The organism is Bradyrhizobium diversitatis, assembly GCF_016031635.1.
Classification (GTDB): Bacteria; Pseudomonadota; Alphaproteobacteria; order Rhizobiales; family Xanthobacteraceae; genus Bradyrhizobium; species Bradyrhizobium diversitatis.
In genome coordinates, this window is the sequence record NZ_JACEGD010000003.1 from 242,866 (window position 1) to 266,284 (window position 23,419).

General features: G+C 65.0%; 26 protein-coding genes. 9 read left to right on the plus strand and 17 right to left on the minus strand.

The window, feature by feature from the left end; all coding sequences use genetic code 11:
* Positions 1-120: 120 nt before the first annotated feature.
* Positions 121-1,323 carry a YbfB/YjiJ family MFS transporter gene (locus H1B27_RS04150; RefSeq protein WP_197965094.1) on the minus strand — a complete coding sequence of 401 codons (1,203 nt, stop codon included), beginning with the start codon at positions 1,321-1,323 and terminating at the stop codon, positions 121-123.
* Positions 1,324-1,565: 242 nt separating this feature from the next.
* Between H1B27_RS04150 and leuB the strand changes: the two genes are divergently transcribed.
* Complete coding sequence (gene leuB, locus H1B27_RS04155; RefSeq protein ID WP_197965095.1) at positions 1,566-2,678, plus strand: 3-isopropylmalate dehydrogenase; 1,113 nt, start codon at positions 1,566-1,568, stop codon at positions 2,676-2,678.
* A 159-nt stretch (positions 2,679-2,837) separates the two neighbouring features.
* The gene (locus H1B27_RS04160) at positions 2,838-3,473 is read left to right on the plus strand and encodes a DapH/DapD/GlmU-related protein (RefSeq protein ID WP_061880153.1); all 636 of its coding nucleotides are present in this window, start codon (positions 2,838-2,840) and stop codon (positions 3,471-3,473) included.
* Positions 3,474-3,548: 75 nt separating this feature from the next.
* Here H1B27_RS04160 and H1B27_RS04165 read toward each other — a convergent pair whose 3' ends face one another.
* Entirely contained in the window at positions 3,549-3,935 is a 387-nt protein-coding gene (locus H1B27_RS04165) for a hypothetical protein (protein WP_061880284.1), read from the minus strand.
* Between the two features lie 156 nt (positions 3,936-4,091).
* The gene (locus H1B27_RS04170) at positions 4,092-4,886 is read right to left on the minus strand and encodes a hypothetical protein (RefSeq protein ID WP_197965096.1); all 795 of its coding nucleotides are present in this window, start codon (positions 4,884-4,886) and stop codon (positions 4,092-4,094) included.
* 116 nt (positions 4,887-5,002) lie between these two features.
* Here H1B27_RS04170 and H1B27_RS04175 point away from each other — a divergent pair, with 116 nt between their 5' ends.
* Positions 5,003-6,037: an aspartate-semialdehyde dehydrogenase gene (locus H1B27_RS04175; protein WP_197965097.1), complete on the plus strand. Its 1,035-nt coding sequence runs from the start codon at positions 5,003-5,005 to the stop codon at positions 6,035-6,037.
* Between the two features lie 247 nt (positions 6,038-6,284).
* Here the strand turns inward: H1B27_RS04175 and H1B27_RS04180 are convergent, their stop codons facing one another.
* Entirely contained in the window at positions 6,285-6,929 is a 645-nt protein-coding gene (locus H1B27_RS04180) for a carbonic anhydrase (RefSeq protein WP_061880156.1), read from the minus strand.
* Between the two features lie 103 nt (positions 6,930-7,032).
* On the opposite strand from H1B27_RS04180, the gene H1B27_RS04185 reads away from it, so the two are divergent.
* The gene (locus H1B27_RS04185) at positions 7,033-7,914 is read left to right on the plus strand and encodes an HpcH/HpaI aldolase/citrate lyase family protein (RefSeq protein WP_197965098.1); all 882 of its coding nucleotides are present in this window, start codon (positions 7,033-7,035) and stop codon (positions 7,912-7,914) included.
* Positions 7,915-8,093: 179 nt separating this feature from the next.
* Positions 8,094-9,578 (plus strand): tetratricopeptide repeat protein, encoded by a 1,485-nt coding sequence (locus H1B27_RS04190; RefSeq protein WP_197965099.1) that lies wholly within the window; start codon positions 8,094-8,096, stop codon positions 9,576-9,578.
* 61 nt (positions 9,579-9,639) lie between these two features.
* Here H1B27_RS04190 and H1B27_RS04195 read toward each other — a convergent pair whose 3' ends face one another.
* The 5 genes from H1B27_RS04195 to H1B27_RS04215 all read right to left on the minus strand — a co-directional run bounded on the left by H1B27_RS04195 (position 9,640) and on the right by H1B27_RS04215 (position 13,394).
* On the minus strand, positions 9,640-10,461 hold the full coding sequence (locus H1B27_RS04195) for an LssY C-terminal domain-containing protein (RefSeq protein ID WP_061880159.1): 822 nt from the start codon (positions 10,459-10,461) through the stop codon (positions 9,640-9,642).
* Between the two features lie 154 nt (positions 10,462-10,615).
* Complete coding sequence (locus H1B27_RS04200; protein WP_061880285.1) at positions 10,616-11,035, minus strand: DUF6455 family protein; 420 nt, start codon at positions 11,033-11,035, stop codon at positions 10,616-10,618.
* A 292-nt stretch (positions 11,036-11,327) separates the two neighbouring features.
* The gene (locus H1B27_RS04205; RefSeq protein WP_061880160.1) at positions 11,328-12,113 is read right to left on the minus strand and encodes a glycosyltransferase family 32 protein; all 786 of its coding nucleotides are present in this window, start codon (positions 12,111-12,113) and stop codon (positions 11,328-11,330) included.
* 141 nt (positions 12,114-12,254) lie between these two features.
* Positions 12,255-12,860 carry a 3-isopropylmalate dehydratase small subunit gene (leuD, locus tag H1B27_RS04210; protein ID WP_061880161.1) on the minus strand — a complete coding sequence of 202 codons (606 nt, stop codon included), beginning with the start codon at positions 12,858-12,860 and terminating at the stop codon, positions 12,255-12,257.
* A 135-nt stretch (positions 12,861-12,995) separates the two neighbouring features.
* Positions 12,996-13,394, minus strand: a complete 399-nt coding sequence (locus H1B27_RS04215; RefSeq protein WP_197965100.1) for a metallopeptidase family protein — start codon at positions 13,392-13,394, stop codon at positions 12,996-12,998.
* A 252-nt stretch (positions 13,395-13,646) separates the two neighbouring features.
* On the opposite strand from H1B27_RS04215, the gene H1B27_RS04220 reads away from it, so the two are divergent.
* Positions 13,647-13,928, plus strand: coding sequence for a hypothetical protein (locus H1B27_RS04220; RefSeq protein WP_197965116.1), 282 nt, complete (start codon positions 13,647-13,649; stop codon positions 13,926-13,928).
* 52 nt (positions 13,929-13,980) lie between these two features.
* Positions 13,981-14,244, plus strand: a complete 264-nt coding sequence (locus H1B27_RS04225) for a hypothetical protein (protein ID WP_194390786.1) — start codon at positions 13,981-13,983, stop codon at positions 14,242-14,244.
* Positions 14,245-14,248: 4 nt separating this feature from the next.
* On the opposite strand, the gene H1B27_RS04230 is transcribed toward H1B27_RS04225, so the two are convergent.
* On the minus strand, positions 14,249-14,545 hold the full coding sequence (locus H1B27_RS04230) for a DUF1330 domain-containing protein (protein WP_197965101.1): 297 nt from the start codon (positions 14,543-14,545) through the stop codon (positions 14,249-14,251).
* 177 nt (positions 14,546-14,722) lie between these two features.
* Between H1B27_RS04230 and H1B27_RS04235 the strand changes: the two genes are divergently transcribed.
* Positions 14,723-15,295, plus strand: coding sequence for a hypothetical protein (locus tag H1B27_RS04235; protein WP_197965102.1), 573 nt, complete (start codon positions 14,723-14,725; stop codon positions 15,293-15,295).
* Between the two features lie 156 nt (positions 15,296-15,451).
* Here H1B27_RS04235 and H1B27_RS04240 read toward each other — a convergent pair whose 3' ends face one another.
* From H1B27_RS04240 to ffh, 7 genes are all read right to left on the minus strand, one after another.
* A complete protein-coding gene (locus tag H1B27_RS04240) occupies positions 15,452-15,661 on the minus strand; it encodes a hypothetical protein (RefSeq protein WP_197965103.1) in 210 nt (69 codons plus the stop codon).
* 93 nt (positions 15,662-15,754) lie between these two features.
* On the minus strand, positions 15,755-17,161 hold the full coding sequence (gene leuC / locus H1B27_RS04245; RefSeq protein ID WP_197965104.1) for a 3-isopropylmalate dehydratase large subunit: 1,407 nt from the start codon (positions 17,159-17,161) through the stop codon (positions 15,755-15,757).
* A 425-nt stretch (positions 17,162-17,586) separates the two neighbouring features.
* Positions 17,587-17,967 (minus strand): 50S ribosomal protein L19, encoded by a 381-nt coding sequence (gene rplS, locus H1B27_RS04250; RefSeq protein ID WP_011083318.1) that lies wholly within the window; start codon positions 17,965-17,967, stop codon positions 17,587-17,589.
* Between the two features lie 110 nt (positions 17,968-18,077).
* Entirely contained in the window at positions 18,078-18,833 is a 756-nt protein-coding gene (trmD, locus tag H1B27_RS04255; RefSeq protein ID WP_197965105.1) for a tRNA (guanosine(37)-N1)-methyltransferase TrmD, read from the minus strand.
* A gap of 126 nt (positions 18,834-18,959) precedes the next feature.
* Positions 18,960-19,535 (minus strand): ribosome maturation factor RimM, encoded by a 576-nt coding sequence (gene rimM / locus H1B27_RS04260; protein ID WP_197965106.1) that lies wholly within the window; start codon positions 19,533-19,535, stop codon positions 18,960-18,962.
* Between the two features lie 9 nt (positions 19,536-19,544).
* Positions 19,545-19,877 (minus strand): 30S ribosomal protein S16, encoded by a 333-nt coding sequence (rpsP, locus tag H1B27_RS04265; protein ID WP_061880170.1) that lies wholly within the window; start codon positions 19,875-19,877, stop codon positions 19,545-19,547.
* An 86-nt stretch (positions 19,878-19,963) separates the two neighbouring features.
* Positions 19,964-21,511, minus strand: a complete 1,548-nt coding sequence (gene ffh / locus H1B27_RS04270) for a signal recognition particle protein (RefSeq protein ID WP_061880171.1) — start codon at positions 21,509-21,511, stop codon at positions 19,964-19,966.
* 517 nt (positions 21,512-22,028) lie between these two features.
* On the opposite strand from ffh, the gene H1B27_RS04275 reads away from it, so the two are divergent.
* On the plus strand, positions 22,029-23,009 hold the full coding sequence (locus H1B27_RS04275; protein ID WP_197965107.1) for an MBL fold metallo-hydrolase: 981 nt from the start codon (positions 22,029-22,031) through the stop codon (positions 23,007-23,009).
* Positions 23,010-23,419 lie beyond the last annotated feature (410 nt).

A 23,419-nucleotide genomic window follows, 5' to 3' on the forward strand; every position in this document is an offset into this window, starting at 1 on the left:
ACTCCGCTGCCGTAGGGTGGATTAGCCGAGCGGCTGTGCGAAGCGCAGTCGCTTGGCGTAATCCACCATGCTTCAGCGTTCGCCGAACGAAGTTGGTGGATCACGCTTCGCTAATCCACCCTACGGCACCGGTTGCTTGGCGGGTCCCACCTTCCTTTGGCACAGCGACAGCACCGCCCCGAGCGCCAGCAACCCCGCCGACACGTTCAGCGCGTAGCTCAGGCTCCCCAGCGCATCCGTGATCGCGCCGACCACGATCGGCCCCAGCGTCTGGCCGACGCCGAACGAGATCGTCATCGCGGCGATCGCGGTCGGCCACACCTCGGATGGATAGTTGAAGCGCACGAAGGCCGTGGTCGAGCCGACCACGGCGAAGAAGGCGACGCCGAACACGACGGCGGAGACCGCGAGCCATGCCGGCGAATGCCCGAGGATCGGCAGGGCCGCGCCCAGCGCGTTGGTACCGAGGATGATGGCGGTGGCGAGGCCGCCGCGGTCCAGCGCCAGCACGCCGCGCCAGGCCCAGGGCGTGACGAAGGCGCTCAGCCCGATCAGGCTCCAGAACGCGGCCTGCGCCGCGGCCCCGCCGCCGCCGTCGCGCACATAGGCGATCATGAAGGTCATGTAGGCGATGTAGCCGGCGCCGAACAGGAAATAGCTGGCGAGGTAGATCAGCACGGGGAGGATCGCGAACGACGCGTGGCTGCCTTCCGAGAAGCGGACGCTGCTCTCGATGCGGATCAGGAACAGCGGGATCGTCATCGCGACGGACAGCAGCGTCAGCGCCCACCAGACGATCCACCACGAGCCCGGCCCGAAATATTGCAGCGTGAACGGAGCGATCAGGCCGGAGGCGAGAATGCCGATGCCGGGCCCGGCGTAGAACAGGCTCAGCAGGAAATTGGCCCGCGCGGGCTGCGACTGCGCGATGGTGGCGGCCAGCGCGCCGCCGGCGACGAAGCCGACTGCCGCGCCCAGGCCCAGCACCAGACGGGCCAGGCTCAGCGCAACGAAATTGCCCGATAGGGCGCACGTCGCGAGCGCGGCGACGCAGGCCAGGGTCCCGCCGCGGATCGCCGCGGACCAGCCGATGCGCTGGATCAGCCGGGACGCCACCAGCGCGCCCACGAGATAGCCGACGGCGTTGATCGTGTTCATGAAACCGGCGGCCGAATAGGACCAGCCGAGGTCCTCCCGCATGTCGGGCAGCACCAGCGCATAGGCAAAGCGGCCGATGCCGAGCCCGACCGTCGCCGCCAGCGACAGGGTCAGGATCAGCCGCGCAGGATGCGGGTTGGGCGTGGGGCGCTCAGGGGCGTGCAAGGGGTACTCCGGCGCCGGCACTGTGGCAGGCCCTGCCTGTCTTGCACAGCCGCGCGGCGGCAATGGTGTCTTGCCAAGCGCGCAACGCCGCTCTAGCACTCCGGCCGAACCGTCATTCCGGGGCGCGCGCAGCGCGAGCCCGGAATCCATTTCACCGCTTGCGCTGTGGCCTGATGGATTCCGGGCTCGCTCGCTTTGCTCGCGCCCCGGAATGACGAGAGAGGATCGAAAAGGACACGACCATGGCGACCCACAAACTGCTGCTGCTCCCGGGCGACGGTATCGGCCCCGAGGTGATGGGCGAGGTGAAGCGGCTGATCGACTGGCTCAATGCGGCCGGGATCGCCAAGTTCGAGACCGACACCGGCCTCGTCGGCGGCTCCGCCTATGACGCCCACAAGGTGTCGATCTCCGAGGGCGACATGGCCAAGGCGAAGGACGCCGACGCCGTGATCTTCGGCGCGGTCGGCGGCCCGAAATGGGATACGGTTCCGTACGAAGTGCGCCCCGAAGCCGGCCTGCTTCGCCTGCGCAAGGATCTCGCTCTGTTCGCCAACCTGCGTCCCGCAATGTGCTACCCGGCGCTGGCCGATGCCTCCAGCCTGAAGCGCGAGGCGGTCGAGGGGCTCGACATCATGATCGTGCGCGAGCTCACCGGCGGCGTCTATTTCGGCGAGCCCAAGACCATCACCGATCTCGGCAACGGCCAGAAGCGCGCCATCGATACCCAGGTCTACGACACCTACGAGATCGAGCGCATCGGCCGCGTTGCCTTCGAGCTTGCCAGGAAGCGCAAGAACAAGGTGACGTCGATGGAGAAGCGCAACGTCATGAAGTCGGGCGTGCTCTGGAACGAGGTCATGACGGCGGTTCACAAGCGCGAATATCCCGATGTCACGCTCGAGCATCAGCTCGCCGATTCCGGCGGCATGATGCTGGTGAAATGGCCGAAGCAGTTCGACGTCATCGTCACCGACAACCTGTTCGGCGACATGCTGTCCGACATCGCGGCGATGCTGACGGGATCGCTCGGCATGCTGCCCTCGGCCTCGCTCGGCGAGATCGACGTCAAGAGCAAGAAGCGCAAGGCGCTGTACGAGCCCGTGCACGGCTCCGCGCCCGACATCGCAGGCCAAGGCCTCGCCAATCCGATCGCGATGATCTCGTCCTTCGGCATGGCGCTGCGCTATTCCTTCGACATGGGCGATCTCGCCGACAAGGTCGATGCCGCGATCGCCGCGGTGCTCGCCAGCGGCCTGCGCACCGCCGACATCAAGTCGGAAGGCACCACGGCTGCTTCCACCACGCAGATGGGCGAAGCGATCCTGAAGGAATTGCAGAAGCTGCACGCATAAGGCGGCAAGCACCGCACTCGTAGGGTGGGTTAGTCGTGCGGACTGCGCGAAGCGCAGACCGCGGGGCGTAACCCACCTCTTCTGTCGCCGCGGCAACTAACGTGGTGGGTTACGCCTTCGGCTAACCCACCCTACGGCACCTGCACTCGGAGTCATCTCATGGATTCACCCCGCCCCAAGATCGCGGAAACCATCGTCCATGAAACGGTGCGGCTGCGCGAGGCGCAGATCGGGCGCCGTTGCGAGGTGCTCGCGGGCACGCGCATCGAATATGCCTCGCTCGGCGACTACTCCTATCTGGGCGAGAATTGCGACGTCGCCGACGCGGTGATCGGCAAGTTCACGGCCATCGCCAACGCGGTGCGGATCGGCGCGCCCAATCATCCGATGGGCCGGCCGTCCCAGCATCGCTTCACCTATTGCCCCGAATATTACGATGCGAGCGCGACGCGCGACCGCGACTTCTTCGCGGAGCGCCGCGGCGACCGCGTCATCGTCGGCAACGACGTCTGGATCGGGCACGCCGCAATCCTGCTGCCGGGCGTGAGCGTCGGCGACGGCGCGGTGATTGCTGCAGGCGCCGTCGTCAGCCGCGATGTCGAACCCTACACCATCGTCGGCGGCGTTCCCGCGCGCCCCATCCGCAGGCGCTTTGCCGAGTCCGTCGCGGCAAGCCTGCGCCGGATCGCCTGGTGGGATTGGCCGGATGCGCTCATCTTCGAGCGCCTCGGCGATTTCCGCTCCGAGGCGATCGAGGAATTTTGCAGGCGTTACGACCCGGCGGCCAACGCGTGAGGCAGACCATCTCATCACAACAAAAAAGGCCGGGCGAGAGCCCGGCCATTTTGATTCGGGTCGCCTTGCGTCCGCTCAGTACAGCGGGAAGTTCTGCGGATAGCCGCCGACATCGCCTGGCGGCGAGAGCGGCTGGCGATCGATCGGGCGGTTGAGATTCTCGCGGGCGAAGGACGGATAACCCACGGCCGGCGGGAAGGCGTAGTCGCTGAACTTGCGGTCGCCCGGATTGACCTCGGTGCCGCCATCCAGCCAGGAGCGCTTGCTCACATAGATGCGGGTGCGGCCCTGCTGATAGACCGCGTTGGGGCCGCTCGGGCCGTAGATGGGCCGGCCGCGATCGTCATAGCGCTGCTTGGACTTGGTGTCGGCCGAGGCCGGAGTCGCGAACGCGATGGCAATCACGGCGCCCGCCGCAAGCCAGGTCGCCAATTTGTTCGCGGCAGAAAATTTCAAGCTCATCACGTCCCCTTCAGGCGGCAGGCCGCCAGTCGATTTCACCGCATACTAGCCCGGCGGGGGCGACTGCAACTAGGTCAATTGGGTCACACCAGCGGGGAATAATCGTGCGCATCAGCAAAAGTTGCATGCAAACCAGCTACTTGAGCTTGATGCTGATCAAAGCGCTCCGCGCAATTGCGCGTTCGCGGCGCCCAGCAGCCAGTCCGCCGGGCCTGCGGGGTCACAGCGGACGCGTTTCAGCTCGGCATGGGCGAACAATTCCGCCAGCCTGGGCTCGTTGCCCGAGGCCAGCAGCGTCAGCCGATTCAGCGTGCAGGCGATCGCCACGCGCCGGCTGGGCAGGCTGTCGCCCTGGCAGGTGAAGCCGGAGATCTGGAGCGCCGGCTCCTCACTGCGCTTGAGGTAGCCGAGACAGGCCTGCGCGCCCTCCATTGTGCCGGTTGGCCGGAACAGGGCGACGGGGCCGAATTTGGTGTCGATCAGGCCGGCCTGCTCGAGCGCGGTGGCCGCTCCCAAGCCCATCCGGGCGGCGAGATCTGCGGTCGCCGGACGTGTCACGTCGAATTCGGCGCCCTGGCGGTAGATTTCGAGCTCGGCCACGGGCCTGCCCGCGTCATCGCTCCAGCGCAGCACGTCCCTGCGACCGCCTTCGGGGTGCCTCAGGATGAGGTAAGATACTGTTTTATCGGAAGAATCGTGTCGACTGACGGCGAAGGCCGGGTGCGAACGGTCAGCCACGCTCCAGCCCGGTTTCCCGGCCGGCTCGTTGTCGCGCAGATCGGGCAGCTGGCCCAGCGCTGCGAGGGCGAGGATGGCAAACAGGGCGAGCGCCCCCACATAGGCGAACAGGTGCGCCAGCGTGCCGACGACCTCGTCGGCGAAGGCGAGCAGCGCCAGATGGATGGCGGTCCGGGTAGGGCTAACGGCCATGCTGGCCTCAGGCGACTGCATCCACGTCCCTAAGGCATGGTCCAACGTTGTCTTGAGGCCGGTTCTCGCATAGAAGCGCTGCTCTTCCTGTTTAAGCGTCAGCTTCAGGAACGGGCTTTTTCATCGGAGAGTGAACGATGGGTTACAAAGTCGCAGTGGTCGGCGCGACCGGCAATGTCGGACGGGAAATGCTCAACATCCTGGATGAGCGCAAATTTCCCACGGACGAGGTCGTGGCCCTGGCCTCGCGCCGCAGCGTCGGCGTCGAGGTGTCCTATGGCGACCGCACCCTGAAGGTCAAAGCGCTGGAGCATTACGACTTCTCCGACGTCGACATCTGCCTGATGTCGGCGGGCGGGTCGGTGTCGAAGGAATGGTCGCCGAAGATCGGCGCCGCCGGCGCCGTCGTGATCGACAATTCCTCGGCCTGGCGCATGGATCCGGACGTGCCGCTGATCGTGCCGGAGGTGAACGCGGCTGCGACGGAAGGCTTCAAGAAGAAGAACATCATCGCCAACCCGAACTGCTCGACCGCGCAGCTCGTGGTCGCGCTCAAGCCGCTGCACGACAAGGCCACGATCAAGCGCGTCGTGGTCTCGACCTATCAATCGGTGTCGGGCGCCGGCAAGGACGCGATGGACGAGCTGTTCTCGCAGACCAAGGCCGTCTACACCAATGACGAGCTGGTCGCGAAGAAATTCCCCAAGCGCATCGCCTTCAACGTCATCCCCCACATCGATGTCTTCATGGAGGACGGCTACACCAAGGAAGAGTGGAAGATGATGGCGGAGACCAAGAAGATTCTTGATCCCAAGATCAAGCTTACGGCCACCTGCGTGCGCGTGCCGGTGTTCGTCGGCCACTCCGAGGCCGTCAACATCGAGTTCGAGAACCCGATCAGCGCGGACGAAGCCCGCAACATCCTGCGCACCTCGCCGGGCTGCCTCGTCATCGACAAGCAGGAGCCCGGCGGCTACGCCACGCCCTATGAGGCGGCCGGCGAGGATGCCACCTATATCAGCCGCATCCGCGAGGACGCGACCGTGGAGAACGGTCTGGTGCTCTGGTGCGTGTCGGACAATCTGCGCAAGGGCGCCGCGCTCAATGCGATCCAGATCGCCGAAGTGCTGATCAACCGCAAGCTGATCAGCGCGAAGAAGAAGGCGGCGTAAGCCGCCGCTCGGCGGTCACACCCCTCTCGTCGTCCCGGACAAGCGCGCCAAAAGCGCGCGCAGATCCGGGACCCATAGCCACAGGAAGTGGTTTGGCGAAGAACGTGGTTGTCAGCTCGCACGACAACGTAAGCTTGGGGCTATGGGTCCCGGATCTGCGCTCCGCCCTGGACAACGCTACGCGTTGCCAAGAGCTGCGCTTGTCCGGGACGGCGATCTCGTTTGATGCGGCAGTATACGAAACCGCTCAAGCCGCGCTGCGCGCGTTCTTGAATTCCTTCGTCGTCTTGTCCAGCACGAACAGCGAGCCCTCCGAGACGCCGAAATAGGCGCCGTGCGTCTGCATCTGGCCGCTCTCAACCGCCTTGCGCACGAACGGGAAGGTCATCAGGTTTTCCAGGCTGCGGAACACGGCGGCCTTCTCGATGCGCTCGACGAACTGCGCCATGCTCTCGTGCTCGCGCTGCTCGACCACTTCGCCCGGCTTGATGAACATCTGCATCCACTTGCCGATGAAGTCGCCCGGCGTGAGCGGCTCGATCTTGTCGACGAAGGCGCGGATGCCGCCGCATTGCGCGTGGCCAAGCACCACGATGTGCTTCACCTTCAGCACCGTCACGGCATATTCCAGCGCCGCCGAGACGCCGTGAGCGGTGCCGTCGGGCTGATACACCGGCACGAGGTTGGCGATGTTGCGGACGACGAACAATTCGCCGGGGCCGACGTCGAAGATCACTTCCGGCGAGACGCGGCTGTCGCAGCAGCCGATCACCATCACTTCGGGCGACTGCCCCTTCACCGACAGCTCGCGATAGCGGGTCTGCTCGGTCGGCAGCCGCTGGGTGGCGAAGGCCTTGTAGCCTTCCAGCAAATGCTTCGGGAATGTCATCATACCTATGCCTAATCATAGACCGCTGGGGTGAACAAGCCTTTCGAATGGGCAGGCCAAGTGCTATCGGCTGATGTCGGACGACAGACGAGGAAGGAACGCTTGCATGACCCGCCCGCGCCGCAGCCATCTGTTCATGCCCGGCTCCAACCCCCGCGCGCTGGAAAAGGCGCGCAATCTCGCCGCCGACGGCCTGATCCTCGATCTGGAAGACTCGGTCGCTCCCGAGGCCAAGGCGGCGGCGCGTGACGGCATCGCCGCCGCGATCGCGGCCAAGGGCTTTGGCAAGCGCGAGGTTTTGATCCGGACTAACGGCCTCGACACGCCGTGGTGGGCCGATGACGTCGCGATGGCCGCCAAGGCCTCGCCCGACGGCATCCTGGTTCCAAAAGTTTCAAGCATCGAGGATCTCGACGCCATCGGCCGCCGCCTCGCCGAGCTCGGTGCCGCGCCGAGCGTGAAGGTCTGGGCCATGATCGAGACCGCGCGCGCGGTGCTGCACGCCGAGGAACTGGCCGCCGCCGGGCGCGATCCATCGCGGCGCCTCTCCGGCTTCGTGTTCGGCCCGAACGATATCTCGCGCGAGACGCGGATCCGGATGCTGCCGGGCCGCGCCGCGATGGTTCCGATGATCACCCACTGCATCCTGGCGACGCGCGCCCACGGCCTCGAGATCCTCGACGGCCCCTACAGCGACATCGCCAATTCCGACGGCTTCGCCACCGAATGCGCGCAAGGGCGCGATCTCGGCTTCGACGGCAAGACGCTGATCCACCCCTCGCAGATCGACGCCTGCAACGCGATCTTCACGCCTCCCGAAGAGGAAGTCGCGCGCGCTCGAAAGATCATCGCCGCGTTCGAGCTGCCCGAGAACGCCTCGCGCGGCGCGATCCGCCTCGACGGCGCCATGGTGGAGCGCCTGCACGCCGACATGGCCCGCCGCACCATCGAGATCGCGGACGCGATCGCGGCGATGGGGAAGGGCTGAAGAGAGGTCCTGGCGCCGGATATCCGCCTGGCGCGGATTTCCCGTCAGTATCGATAGGCCGCTCGCCTGGTGCGCCGGGATTCCTGTAACTTAGATCACACAGTCCGGCTGATTGCTCGGATAAATTTGCGTTGTTTGAATACTGCTTCCCGTCCCCGATATGGCGAGTGGGCTTTCGCATGTTTCGCAGATTATTCTATTGCTGTGTCATTCTTGCCCTCGCAGGACCCGCAGCCGCTATTGACCGCGTCAAAGCCGAGTCGAACGCTGCCATTGCCGCCGCCTCCGAGCAAATACGGCGAGATCCCAAGGACGCGAATGCGTACTACAACCGGGGCAACGCTTACGCCGCCAGGGGCGATACGGACCGCGCCATAGCCGACTACACGGCGACGATCCGGCTCGATCCGGCGCATGCGAATGCCTACTACAACCGGGGCAACGGTTACAGCAGCAAGGGCGACACGGACCGTGCCATTGCTGACTACACGGCGACGATCCGGCTCGATCCGGCCTATGCCAACGCGTACTACAACCGAGGCAACGCCTACAGCAACAAGGGCAACACCGATCGGGCCATAGCCGACTACACCGAAGCGGTGCGCCTGCAGCCGGCGAATGCGAACGCGTATTTCAATCGCGGCAACGCCTACGGCAACAAGGGCGACGCGGACCGCGCCATCGCCGACTACACCGAAACGATACGCGTGGATCCCACCTATGCGAACGCCTATGTCAATCGCGGGCTGGCCCACGAGAAGCGCGGCGATTTCGCCAAGGCAAGAGCCGATTTCAACGCCACGCTCGGACTGACCCAGAGCGCCACTAGATGGGCTCTGGACAAGGCGCGTGAGCGGCTCTCCGCCCTGCCGCCGCCGCCGCCGCCAGCTACGATCCTGGTCGAGAAAGCGGGCGTCCCTCCGTCCGTCGTGGCGCCCGGGGTTGCGAACGGTGATCGCCGTATCGCCCTCGTCATCGGCAACTCGGCTTATGAAAACGTCGCCGCACTGCCGAACCCCGTCCGCGACGCGAGCCTCGTCGCCGACGTGCTGAGGCTCACCGGGTTCGAAGCGGTCACGCTGCTGACCAATCTGCGCAAGGATGCGTTGGTGAATGCCTTGCGCGAGTTCGCAGCACGCGCGGAGACGGCGGATTGGGCGGTCGTGTATTATGCCGGACACGGCATGGAGGTCGGCGGCGTCAATTATCTCATCCCGACCGATGCGAGGATCGCCGCGGACCGCGAAATCGGATTCGAAGCAGTGCCGGTCGATCAGGTCCTCAATGCCGCCGAGCGCGCCAGAAAATTGCGCCTCGTCATTCTCGATGCGTGCCGTGACAATCCGTTCGCCGCCCAGATGAAACGCACGATGACGGTGGCATCACGTTCCGTGTCGCGAGGCCTCGCCCCGCTCGAGCCGGAGGCTGGAACGCTGGTGGTCTATGCCGCCAAGGACGGCGAGACCGCGCTCGACGGTGACGGGATCAACAGTCCGTTCGCGACCGCCTTCGTCAAGAATCTTCCGACGCCGGGCCTCGAAGTCCGCAGGCTGTTCGATTTCGTTCGCGACGATGTCATGGAAGCGACCGGCCGCAGGCAAAAGCCGTTCAGCTACGGCTCGATCTCCGGACGGCAGGATTTTTATTTCGTGGCCGGCAAGTGATGTCGGCCTTGGTAGAATTAAGCCGGAGCTTTACCGAAGTGCCTGCAGGAATGAGCAAGGGCTAAGGCGTCGTTTCGGCTTGGCGAGCGATGCCGTGCCATATGGCATCCTTGAGAGCGATGAATGAGGGCGGTGGAATGGTCGGCGGATCGGCGGGTCCGCTCGCCGCTCCCGGCACCAGGACGGCGACGTGGATCTCGCCATCCGTATAGTAGGGGTCGCCGCCACCGTTTCGGCCGAACAGAGTGGGGCCTATGCCGGAGATCTGAAAGAAACTGCTGACGACGCGGGCCGCTCGCAGGTCGGCCATCAGGAGATCCCGCTCGGCATCGATGTTGGCCGCGATGTGATGGGTGACCTGTCCCGTATCGTGGCTCAGCCCGACGCCTCGGTCGAAAGTTGCCGAACCGAGCCAGACTGGTCGACCGTCATCACCCTTTTCGAGGGCCTTCCAGAACCGAACGTGATTCCGCCGATCTGCACTTTTCCCTGCAGGCTTCTCGAACGCGTATTGCTCCTTCTTTCCCAGATAGTAGAGCGGGCTGACCGGAGCGTCGCGATACGGTCGATCCAGTACCACGCTCCCGACGATCTCGATGCTTGATCGCAGCGTCACGGCGTCGGCCGCAGACCATCCCGCCGCGTTCATGGCGCGGACGACATCTCCGCCCTCGCCAACAAGTCCAACGTTCAGAGGGTCACCAGGGATATCGTCCGATGTCCTGGTGAGCATCGGCAACGAAGCGAGCCCCGCTTCTTGTTCGTGGTGAATCCACAGGGTGGGCACCAGAACATATGCGAGGGCTAGATAGACGAGCACAACAAAGGCCAGCACGAAAGGCCACCGTCGCTTCCTCGTCCCGGTCTTCGCGGAATTGGTCATGCGGTATCGTTCGAGCCAGTATACGCGACAGCATACCTATCCAGCATAGTCCGTGACAACGTCCGGTGCGAGGTTTGCCCCCGCAGGGGCGTGCGCCAAGCCGATGGCCCCGTTCTCGCCGAAAATCTCACTCGTCGGTCGAGCCCCCCGCGACTCAGTGCGGCACGATCTCTGCGCGATCAAGCGACTCCAGCGTCGAGGCGTTGCCGCAATAGCCGTGGTAATTCTCCGCGGCGGTGCCCTCGGCGAGATCGCGGTCGCACTGCCCCTTCTGATCGCAGAGCGAGCAGACCCGCTCCATGTCGCGCAGCAGCAGGGGCTGTGCGCGGCCGAGGCCTTCGGCGCTGATGCCGAGCTGCTCCAGCATCTTCGGCAGCTCGTCGGCGGCGTGCCGGCCGTGACGGACCAGCTCTTCGAGATCGTCGGGCGCGATCCTGAGATCATTCGCGATCCGGTCGAAATCGGCGCGATCGAGCTGCCGCATCTCGTTCATCTCGCGGCGATGCTTCAGCCAGCTCGCAAAGGACTCGATGAGGTCCTGAACGATGGGATAAGGCTTGCTTGCGGTGCTCATGGAACGCTCCATTCGGACGTCGGAATTGGAGCGAATTAAGCACAATGGTGCAGGAGCGCGTTGCGCTGGATCAAACAGGATTCAGCGTCTCGTGTCCCGGACGCGCTGCAGCGCGATTGGGATGGGCACGATGTGGTCGTCGAAAGAGCGTAAGTCCCTCGACATCGTCATGGCCGGGCTTGACCCGGCCATCCACGCCTTGGTGCGCAGTGCAAAGAACGCGGATGCTCGGGACAAGCCCGGGCATGACGACCACTTATGCTGCTATGCGATCGTTCAAGGTAGCGGAGAGCTACCTAAACTTTTCCGCCGCCCAGGCATACAGGCTGCCCGGAATCGGCTTTTCGCCGCCGCGGCCCTTGGGCGAGATGTGCAGGCCGATGATCTCGGGGCTGGTGACGAGGCCGAGATAGCTCGATGGGTCGAAGAAGCGTTTCGGCTCGGCATGCACGGCATAGAACGATTGCTTCGGAAGTGCGTTGTGCAACTCGCCGGTGCGGCGCGCGAGCGCGGTCAGCGCGGCAGGGCCGTAGATCGCGACGCGAATATCCGAAAGGCGGTTCGAGCCGCCGCGCAGGCGGCGCATCATGAAGGTGATGCGGTGGCGCAGCGACAGCCAGTCCGGCGTCAGCTCATCCTGTTCCATCAGCTCCTCGAACGCGCGCACGATGCCGTGCCCGGGCGGAAGATAGATCACGGAGTTGCCGAGCTGGCGCGGCCGCTCCCAGGCGAAGTACGGCTTTGCCGGATCGATCTCGATGGGCTTCAAGAGCAGCACGTCGGCATCGAGCCAGAGGCCGAGGCCCTTCGCCATCAGCTTCATGCGGAAGAAGTCGCTGAACTGCAGCGCGGTCCAGTCGCGCCAGCTGCCGTCCGGCTGCGGCGGCCGCAGCCGTTCGGAGAACGCGTGCGGCAGGATCGCCTCGGCATCCGCATTGGCGATTCCTGCGGGCAGGCCGGGAATGGTGTCGAAGCTGTAGACCGTGATCTTGTGGCCGGCAGCGAGCTGCGAGCGCAGGCAGGTCCGGCGCAGCGCATCCATCGGGCCATGCCAGAAGGTGACGATCTCGGGCAGCATGAGGAAAAGCTATACGGGATATCCGGAGCAAAGAAAAAGCCCCGGCGCGGATGGCGCACCGGGGCTCGAACGAGAACTAGAGCATGATCAGGAAAAGTGTGCAGCGGTTTTCCGGAAAGATCATGCTCAAAAAATACGAGATCAGGCCCAGGCGCGTTCGCGCTTGAGCTTCTCCTCGTAGCTGTCGATCGAGGCCTTCTTCTCCATGGTGAGACCGATGTCGTCGAGGCCGTTGATCAGGCAGTGCTTGCGGAACGGATCGATCTCGAACTTGACCTTGCCGCCGTCGGGGCCGCGGATCTCCTGGTTCGGCAGGTCGATCGTCAGCGTCGCGTTGGCGCCGCGTTCGGCATCGTCGAACAGCTTGTCGAGGTCTTCTTGGCTGACGCGGATCGGCAGGATGCCGTTCTTGAAGCAGTTGTTGTAGAAGATGTCGCCGAACGAGGTCGAGATCACGCAGCGGATGCCGAAGTCGAGCAGCGCCCAGGGCGCGTGCTCGCGGCTCGAACCGCAGCCGAAATTGTCGCCGGCGACCAGAACCTTGGCGTTGCGATAGGCGGGCTGGTTGAGAACGAAATCCGGGTTCTCGCTGCCGTCGTCCTTGTAGCGCTGCTCGGAGAAGAGCCCCTTGCCAAGGCCGGTGCGCTTGATGGTCTTGAGGTACTGCTTCGGAATGATCATGTCGGTGTCGACATTGATGATCTTCAGCGGCGCCGCGACGCCTTCCAGCGTGGTGAACTTGTCCATGGTTGCGCTTTCCCGGGTGGGTCTGGAGGAACGGGTATTTATCGCGATCGGGGCGGGAATCCTAGGCCGAAATCGGCAGGTCTAGTCTGCTTGGCGGGATCAAGCCACGGAGGAGGTGCGCTCCCTCTACGCTTCCTACTCCGCCCGCGCCTCAATCGCGGCCATATCGTCGTCCGAGAGGCCAAAATGGTGGCCGATCTCGTGGATCAGGACGTGGCGGACGATATGGCCGAGGCTTTCGTCGTGCTCGGCCCAGTAATCCAGGATCGGCCGGCGGTAGAGCCAGACCATGTTCGGCAGCCGCGCCACGTCGCCAAAACTCTGCTGCGGCAGGCCGACGCCTTGGAACAGGCCGAGCAGGTCGAACTCGCTGTCGCACCCCATCTCGTCCAGGACCTCCTCGGTCGGGAAGTCGTCAACGCGGACAATCACGCCCTCGCAGAGCTTGCGAAACTCGGCCGGGAGCCGCTCGAACACCTCGTGAGCCATCGCTTCCATCTCGGCCAGCGAGGGCGCTTTCAATTCCGTCCACATGGGCTTCTTCTAAAGCGTTTTCGAGCGTAGTGGATACCGGTTTCGCGTGAAGAAGACGCGTCAAAATAGAGTCCGGGGCCTGTTCCGATTCCATCGGAACGGGCTCTGCCGCGGGTTCCGCGGCGATGCATCTGGCTTTATAAGCGCGGCGAGGTTGACGGGCGTCGCCAAAACGGGGAGCGTGGGGCCGTCGATGGGACGTTTCAGGTGGGCGGAAAAATGCGAGCGAAAACAGCGCTGACTCTACTGTGCATGGGGTTGTTTTCGCTAGTTTGCGTCGGCGCGGAAGCCCAGACCGCCAGCCCCGGGGTTCGCCTCGCCCAGGCGGCTCCACCCGACGACGTTCCGCCGCCGCGCAAGCGGCCCCCGGCGCGCTTGCGCGTCACGCCCTATTACAGCCCAGATGGTGTCTATCCCCGCTACAACCCGGGTCCCGACGCGCTCCGCGTGTGCAACGCCACCTATGTGCAGGAGTACCGGCCGAGCGGCACCGTGATCGTGCCGCGCGTGAGCTGCTATTGGCGCCGGGGCTGACCAGTTCAATGCCCGCGCCAGCGAACAGCGCGGAGGCCTCGTGAGGGTCGTGATGGCGAGATGGATCGCATTGGCCGTTGCCGTCGCGCTTGCCGCCGGCCTGCCTCGCGCGGCTTCCGCTGCGCAAAGGGTGACGATACCGGAGGCCTCGGCGGGGATCGCGGTTTTCGATGCACGACGACACGCGCGAACCCGTGACATCGTGCGGCCTGCTGCGCGCCCTGATCCACGCTATTACGCGCGGCCCGTCTACTACCGTCCTTATCCTTACGGCGTGCCCGCACCTTTCGTGTTCAGCTACGGGCCCTTCTGGTGATCCGCTAGCCGGGCGCAAATCCCTTGACCAGCAGCACAGTGGCCTGCGCGCCGGCTTTGCGATCACGCGAGATGTCCTCGTACTCGGGCGAGTTCGAGAAGGCGAGGAACGCGGCCTCGTCGGGAAACGACATCATGACAAGCTTGTCATGCGGCCATGCGCCTTCGAGCACGCGCGGATGTTCGTCGGCGGCGAGCAGCCGTCCGTTGTACGTCTTGAACACGTCAAAGAATCGCGCCTGATAGCGGTCGTAGGCCGCGCGGTCCGTCATCTTCAATTGTGCAATGGCGTAGACAGTCATCTGCAAAATTCCTCCCGTCGCGGCACTGCGTCGCATCGCGGGACCCAGCGTCGTTCATTCATGGCGCGTTCACCTCGCTCTCCTCAGTTTACCCGAGGGAGCGACCGTTATTGAACAGCAATGGCGCGGCCGAGACGTCGCGCCGCAGCTCTGCTGTCCAGATTCAGGGAGGATTCCATGCTGAGAATGTTCGGCCTCGGGACGAGCTCGATGCGCTTGCTCGGGCTTGCGGCCGCCGCGACGCTGATGCTGTCGGCCGGCACCGCGCGTCGCGCTGAAGCGCTCACCTTGATCAATCCGGCGACGTCACCCGCAACGAAGGCCGCGGCCGACGATCTCGTCACGCAGGTTCGCCACGGCGGCGGGCATGGTGGACATGGCTTTCACGGCGGCGGTTTCCGCGGAGGCGGATTCCATGGCGGCGGGCGACATATCGGCGGTTTCCATGGCGGCGGTTTCCGCGGCGGCCATATTGGCGGCTTTCGCGCCGGGCCGGCCTTTCATCACCGTCATGTCGGCGGTGGCTATCGCTATGGCGGCTTTCGGCATGGCGGATATGGCGGCTACCACCGTCACTGGGGCCATCATCGCCCGCACTACGGCTATCGACACTTCCGCCGGCCCTATTACGTTGGCGGGTATTATCCCTACTACAACTATCCGCGCCGCTGCCGGATCATCTGGACCTATTACGGCCCGCGCCGCGTCTGCCACTGGCCGCGCTGGCAGTATCCGTACCGCTATTGGTGACGTGAGTGCTGGCCCTGCATTCGTCATGGCCGGGCATAGCCGTCCGAAGGACGGCGTCGCTTCCGCTTGCCTAGGTCCCGGCCATCCACGTTCTTGGGGCTTGCGCAGAGAGTTCGTGGATGCCCGGGAGGAGCCCGGGCATGACGGAGAGGCTGGTTAGAGCCAATCCTTCAGCTTCCATGACGAAGCCTTCCACCGCATCAAATTCTCGACCTTCCACTGCCTGAACATCGCCGGCGGCCAGCGGCTGAGCCTGGAGGTCTCCTCGACCTCGGGCTTGGCGACGATGCGCAGCGGCGTTGCGCGCCGGCGGTGCTGGCGCGTCGCGTCACTGATCAGATCGACATATTCCGGCTTGTTGGCCATGAGGCGTGTCCTCGCGAACCGTCGCGAGGACACAATGTGGGCGAGGCGGATTAACGGCGGTTTGCCGCGATCGCTACAATTGCAGGAACCGGCTTACCGCCAGTCTCTGACATCGACGAAGTGACCGGCAATCGCTGCTGCCGCCGCCATCGCAGGAGACACCAGATGCGTGCGGCCCTTAAAACCCTGGCGGCCCTCGAAGTTGCGGTTCGAGGTCGAGGCGCAGCGCTCTTCCGGCTTCAGCTTGTCCGGGTTCATGGCGAGGCACATCGAGCAACCCGGCTCGCGCCATTCGAAGCCGGCCTTGATGAAGATCTTGTCGAGGCCCTCGGCCTCGGCCTGCTCCTTCACGATGCCGGAGCCCGGCACGACCATGGCGTTGACGTTCGCCGACACGGTCTTGCCTTCCGCAATCTTCGCGGCTGCGCGAAGATCCTCGATGCGGCCGTTGGTGCAGGAGCCGATGAAGACGCGATCGAGCTTGATGTCGGTGATCTTCGTTCCCGCAGTCAGGCCCATGTATTTCAGCGCGCGATGCTTGGAGATGCGCTTGGCCTCGTCCGCGATCTTGTCCGGATCGGGCACGATGCCGGTCACGGAGATGACGTCTTCAGGCGAGGTGCCCCAGGTCACGATCGGCGGCAGCTTTGCTGCATCGAGGCGCAGCTCGTCGTCGAAATGCGCGCCCTCGTCGGAGCGCAGTGTCTCCCAATAGCGCATCGCCGCATCCCAGGCCGCGCCCTTCGGTGCCTTCGGCCGGTCGCGCAGGAAGTCGTAGGCCTTCTGGTCCGGCGCCACCAGGCCGGCGCGTGCGCCGCCTTCGATCGACATGTTGCAGACCGTCATGCGGCCTTCCATCGAGAGCGCACGGATCGCCTCGCCGGCATATTCCAGCACGTAGCCGGTGCCGCCCGCGGTGCCGATCTCGCCGATGATGGCGAGGATGATGTCCTTGCCCGTCACGCCGTCAGGCAATTTGCCGTCGACGGTGACGCGCATGTTCTTCGCCTTCTTCTGGATCAGCGTCTGCGTCGCCAGCACGTGCTCGACCTCGCTCGTGCCGATGCCGTGCGCGAGCGCGCCGAACGCGCCATGCGTCGAGGTGTGGCTGTCACCGCAGACGATGGTGGTGCCGGGCAGCGTAAATCCCTGCTCGGGGCCGATGACGTGGACGATGCCCTGGCGCCTGTCGAACTCGTTGTAATATTCGACGCCGAATTCCCTGGCGTTCTCGGCCAGCGCCTTGATCTGCTCGATGCTTTCAGGATCGGGATTCGGCTTGGTGCGGTCGGTGGTCGGCACGTTGTGGTCGACGACGGCGAGCGTCTTCTCGGGCGCGTGCACCTTGCGTCCCGTGGCGCGCAGGCCTTCGAACGCCTGCGGCGAGGTCACCTCGTGCACCAGGTGGCGGTCGATGTAGAGCAGGCAGGTGCCGTCGTCGGCTTCGTGCACCAGATGGTCGTTCCAGATCTTGTCGTACAGGGTGGTCGGCTTGGACATGAGCTTGAGCTCCGAAGAATGTGTGTCAGCGATGAGCGCGGCAGGCCGCGCGGGCAACAAATCGTCAGCGCAGCTTTTAGGCTGCGCGCGTAAGCTCTGACGTTGCCGAGGTCGCGAAGCGTCCGAAGAACCGGCCAGGCAGCCGCGAGCGATCGTCGATGACGATGCGCTGGATGGTGGCGAAGCTGGTCGGATCTGGAAACATTCTAGAAGCTATATAGCACGCAGTGGCAAAAGCGCGAGAGTTTAGCGGCATCGTCATTGCGAGGAGCCCTTGCGACGAAGCAATCCAGAATCCCTCCGAGGCATCAGCCTGGATTGCTTCGCTGCGCTCGCAATGACGAGGTCGGGGAAGGCATCCGGCAAAACAAAAAAGCGCGGAGCCGAGCCCCGCGCTTTCGAAAAGCTTGCCCTGGTCGCGGAGCTTACTCGCCGACGGCGGCCTGGCGGTCCTGCTTCTCGACGATGCGGGCCGACTTGCCGCGGAGATTGCGGAGGTAATAGAGCTTGGCGCGACGCACCTTGCCGCGGCGCACCACCTTGATCGAGTCGATCATCGGCGACATCACCGGGAACACGCGCTCGACGCCCTCGCCATAGGAGATCTTGCGGACGGTGAAGCTCTCGTTGAGGCCACCGCCGGAACGGCCGATGCAGACGCCTTCATAGGCCTGCACGCGGGTGCGGTCGCCTTCGACGACCTTCACATTGACGATCACGGTGTCGCCGGGGCCGAATTCCGGAATGTCCTTGCCGGCGGACAGCTTGTCGAATTGCTCTTGCTCGAGCTGCTTGATCAGGTTCATGGGTAAATCTCCATCGGCGCGCCCAGCCTTTTCAAACGGGGGCTGCGCGAAATTCGTCTATCCAGCCATTGCGGATGTGGCCGCTCCTATAAGGCAAGCCGGAGCGTTTGTCACCCGTCTGTCGTGCTTTTTGGCTTTTTTTGGCGCCCGGCCCGATTCGGGACGGGGGTCGGCACTTGCGCCCACAAATCCGGCCGCCGGGCCGCCGTCAGGGCCTCCGATTGCGCCCGCCGCCAGCCTGCAACCTTGGCATGGTCGCCCGAGGTCAGGATTTCCGGGATCGGGACCCCCTCGAACAGCTGCGGACGGGTGTATTGAGGGTGTTCGAGCAGCCCGTCCGAAAAGCTCTCTTCGGTTCCCGAGGCCTCCTTGCCCATCACCCCCGGCAGCAGCCGGACACAGGCGTCGATCAGGGCCAGGGCCGCAATCTCGCCCCCGGACAGGACATAGTCGCCGATCGAGATCTCCTCGAGGCCCCGTCCGTCGATCACCCGCTGGTCCACCCCCTCGAACCGCCCGCAGACGATCAGGGGGCCGGGGCCCTTGGCGAGCTCGACGACACGGGCCTGAGTCAGTGGCCGACCCCGGGGGCTCATGAGCAGGCGGGGTCGCTCAGAGCCGCTCCCGGCCGCGTCGATGGCGGCAGCCAGAACATCCGCGCGCAGCACCATGCCCGGGCCGCCGCCGGCCGGGGTGTCGTCGACGCTGCGGTGGCGGTCGGTAGCGGAGGCGCGGATGTCGCGCACCTCGAGCTGCCAGAGTCCGGCGGCCAGCGCACGCCCGGCCAGGCTCACGCCGAGCGGCCCCGGAAACATCTCCGGAAACAGCGTCAGCACGGTCGCGCGCCAGGGTGCGGGGTTGGTCATTCGATCTCGGTTCTCGTCGTCCCGGACAAGCGCGCCCCAAGCGCGCGCAGATCCGGGACCCATAGCCACCACAGCCCGTTTTGCGATGGCTGGAGGATCAGCTTAGCGAAAAATTCCGGCCTGTGGTTATGGGTCCCCGCCGCTGTGCGCTTTGCGCACTAGGCGGGGACGACTCACGGAGGGATCGTTGTCCCCGTCCTCGCCCTCGATTTCCTGCGGCAGCGCGATCACCACGCGTCCGCCGGCGAGATCGACTTCCGGCACCACCGCATTGGAGAACGGCAGCAGCAGCGTCGGGCCCTTTGGCGGGGCGATCTCGATGATGTCGCCGGCGCCGAAATTCTGGATCGCGACAACGCGGCCGAGCGGCTTGCCGTCCGTGGTGACGGCGGCGAGCCCGATCAGGTCGGTGTGGTAATATTCGTCCGCGTCGGTCGCGGGAAGCTTGTCGCGCGGAACGTAGAGCTCGATGCCGTTGAGGCGCTCGGCCTCATCACGGGTCGTGACGCCCTTGAACGTCGCGACCAGATGATCTTTCGCCTCGCGCGCCGTCGCGACCTCGAACTGGCGCTTGCCATCCTTGGACAGCAGCGGACCGTAGCGCCTGACGGCGAAGGGATCCTCGGTGAAGGTCCACAGCTTGACCGCACCGCGCACTCCATGCGCGGCGCCGATCCGCGCGACGCAGACCAGCGCCGACATGGCCGGGCCTTACGACTTCGCTGCGGCTTCGGCCTGCGCCTTGCGCTCCTTGCGCGGCACGGCCTTCTCCGGGTTGTTGCGCGCTTCGCGCTTCTTGACGCCGGCAGCGTCGAGGAAACGCGCCACGCGGTCCGACGGCTGCGCGCCCTTGGCGACCCAGGCCTTCACCTTCTCCAGGTCGAGCTTGAGGCGCGCCTCGTTGTCCTTCGGCAGCAGCGGATTGAAATAGCCCAGACGCTCGATGAAGCGGCCGTCGCGCGGAAAGCGCGAGTCGGCAACGACGACGTGATAGACGGGACGCTTCTTGGTGCCTGCGCGGGCGAGGCGGATAACGACGGACATTCAGTTCTCCTTCAAAGTACGTTTTGTTCGGTTGATCGGTATTTTCGCGTTGCACGAGATGCTGATGACCCCGTGCGACGAATTCCTCATTTCTTCTTGCCGGGAAAACCGCCGAGCCCCGGAAGGGTCGGCTTGCCGCTGAGGCCCGTAAGCCCCGGCAAATTCGGTAGGCCCGAGCGAAGGCCAGGCGGCAGATCCTTCGGCAAATTCGGCAGGCCCTGTCCGCCGCCGCCCTGCATCTTCTCCTGAAGCGCCTTCATCTCTTCCGGCGAGGGAGGCTTCATGCCGCCGCCAAAGCCCATGGCCTGGGCGATGCCGGCGAGCGGGCCGCGCTTGCCCGAGCCCATGGCCTTCATCACGTCGGCCATGTTCCGGTGCATCTTGAGCAGCTTGTTGACCTGCTCGACACTCTGGCCGCTGCCTGCGGCGATGCGCTTCTTGCGGCTGGCTTTCAACAGGTCCGGATGCCGGCGCTCGTCGCGGGTCATGGAATCGATGATCGCGACCTGGCGCTTCAGGATCTTGTCGTCGATGCCGGCCGCCGCGATCTGGTTCTTCATCTTGGAGATGCCGGGCATCATGCCCATCAGCCCGCTGATGCCGCCCATGTTGGACATCTGCGACAGCTGCTCGCGCATGTCGTTGAGGTCGAACTGACCCTTGCGCATGCGCTCGGCGGTGCGCGCGGCCTTTTCGGCGTCGATGTTGGCGGCGGCGCGCTCGACCAGCGACACCACGTCGCCCATGCCGAGGATGCGGCCGGCGATACGATCGGGATGGAAATCCTCCAGCGCGTCGGTCTTTTCGCCGGTGCCGAGCAGCTTGATCGGCTTGCCGGTGACCGCGCGCATCGACAGCGCCGCGCCGCCGCGGCCGTCGCCGTCGACGCGGGTCAGCACGATGCCGGTGAGGCCGACGCGCTGGTCGAACGAGCGGGCGAGGTTCACGGCGTCCTGGCCGGTGAGACTGTCGGCGACGAGCAGCACTTCATGCGGATTGGCCGCGGCTTTGATCGCGGCCGCCTCCGCCATCATCTCTTCGTCGAGCGTGGTGCGGCCGGCGGTGTCGAGCAGCACGACGTCGTAGCCGCCGAGCTTGCCGGCTTCCAGCGCGCGCTTGGCGATCTGCGGCGGCTGCTGGCCTGCAACGATCGGCAGGGTCGGAATGTCGAGGTCGCGGCCGAGCACGGCGAGCTGCTCCATCGCCGCCGGGCGATAGACGTCGAGCGAGGCCATCAGCACCTTGCGCTTGTCGCGCTGGACCAGGCGGCGGGCGAGCTTTGCGGTGGTGGTGGTCTTGCCGGAGCCTTGCAGGCCGACCATCATGATCGGCACCGGCGGCACGGAATTGACGTCGATGGTCTGGCCTTCGGCGCCGAGCGTGTTGATCAGCTCGTCATGGACGATCTTGACCACCATCTGGCCGGGTGTGACCGACTTGACGACGGTGGCGCCGATCGCCTGCTCGCGGACGCGCTCGGTGAAGCTGCGTACCACCTCGAGCGCGACGTCGGCTTCCAGCAGCGCGCGGCGCACCTCGCGCATCGCGGCATCGACGTCCTTTTCGGTCAGCGCGCCGCGCCCCGTCAGACGATCGAGAATGCCGCCAAGCCGTTCCGACAGATTGTCGAACAATGCCGTTGTCCTCTTTTACCTCTCCTCGCCTGCGGGGAGAGGTCGCCGCCCTCTTGGCGGCGGGTGAGGGGGTACGGGTCCATCTACGCGCACCATGCGCGGAGAGAGCCCCTCACCCCGACCCTCTCCCCGCAAGGGCGGGGCGAGGGAGCAGAAAACCAAACACCTTTGCGCCCGAGGGCGCACAGCGCTGTCGGGCGTTGACCTCTGGCCTCCAGGGCCAGTCGGCGGGTCGAAAAGAAAGCCTTTCCGAGAAAGTGGCGGGGTTAAACGCCGCTCCCGCCCAAAAGTCAAGGAAAGTTAGGGGGCCGGGGCGGCCTTGATAAGGCAAGGTACTGAAAATGTGACATTTTTGGCCATGGGTTCCTTTTCTGCCAGGCCCGCCCATATAGCCGGTGATGTCTTACCGCCCGACTATCCCTAGGAGCCTGCCCTACGAGCCTGCCGGTCACCCGACTTTTGGGGCCGCTCGCCGGCGCCGGTGCCCTGGTCGGCGTCCTCGCGCTGGATCCTCCGCATGAAAACCTATGACGGCCCCGCCTCCGACCATTTCAACGGCCTGCACTTCTTCGATCCGGACGGGGCGCCGCCGAAACCGCTTCGCGAGCTGCTGCGCTGGCAATTGGGCGGCGGACGGCAGCGCGCGAAATGGCCCATGTGGGCGCCGAGCCCCCATGCCGACATCCCGCCGGAGCGCATCGAGGGCGACAACGTGCGGCTCTCCTTCGTCGGCCACGCCAGCTGGCTGATCCAGGCCGGCGGCCTCAACATCCTGGTCGATCCGGTCTGGTCGATGCGGGTCTCCCCGGTCGCCTGGGCCGGTCCGAAGCGACACAACGATCCCGGCATTGCCTTCGAGAAGCTGCCGAAGATCGATGTCGTGCTGGTCTCGCACGGGCATTACGATCATCTGGATATCGCGACGCTGTCGCGGCTCACCAAGAATTTCGCCCCGCGCGTCGTCACCCCGCTCGGCAATGACGTCACAATGCGCAGCCGGGATTCCACGATCAAGGTAGAAGCCTTCGACTGGCACGATCGCGTCGAGCTCGGCGGCGGCATCGCCGTGCATCTGGTGCCGACCCGGCACTGGACGGCGCGCGGCATGTTCGATCGCAACAAGGCGCTGTGGGCGAGCTTCGTGCTGGAGACGCCGGCCGGCAAGATCTACGTCGTCTGCGATTCCGGCTATGGTGACGGCAGGCACTTTCGCCGCGTCGCCGACAAGCACGGGCCACTGCGCCTCGCGATCCTCCCGATCGGCGCCTACGAGCCGCGCTGGTTCATGCGCGACCAGCACATGAACCCGGAAGATGCGGTGAAGGCGTTGCTCGACTGCGGTGCCGAGCAAGCGCTCGGGCACCATCACGGCACGTTCCAGCTGACGGATGAAGCGATCGACGCGCCGGCGAAAGCCTTGGTCGAAGCGCTCGATGCCGCAAAGATTCCGCAGGAGCGGTTCGTGGCGATGAAGCCTGGACAGGTGGTGGAGATTTAGCAGAGATCTCGCGTCGTCCTCCGCTGTCCCTGGGCATACTGTTCGTCGTCCCGGACAAGCGCGCCTCAAGCGCGCGCAGATCCGGGACCCATAACCACAGGGTTCAGTTTGGCGAGTCGTCCGTGAAGAGCGGCTAAGCGATTGAGCTAGAATCGCATTTGTCTTTGTGGGCTGTTTTGCGATTGCAGGGTTTTGATGCTTGGGGCATCGGAACCTTGCAATTTCATTTTCAGGATTCCGTCGAATCGCCAGTCATGATTCCGTCGTCGCATCGGAGGTGGCGATGCGACCGAAGAAGCACAGGACGACGGAATCGGGCGATCTGTTCCGGGCCAGGCTGGACCAGATCATCAATATGAAGCACGAGCTGGTTCAGCTTGCCGGCAAGGTCGATTGGGACTGGATCGACG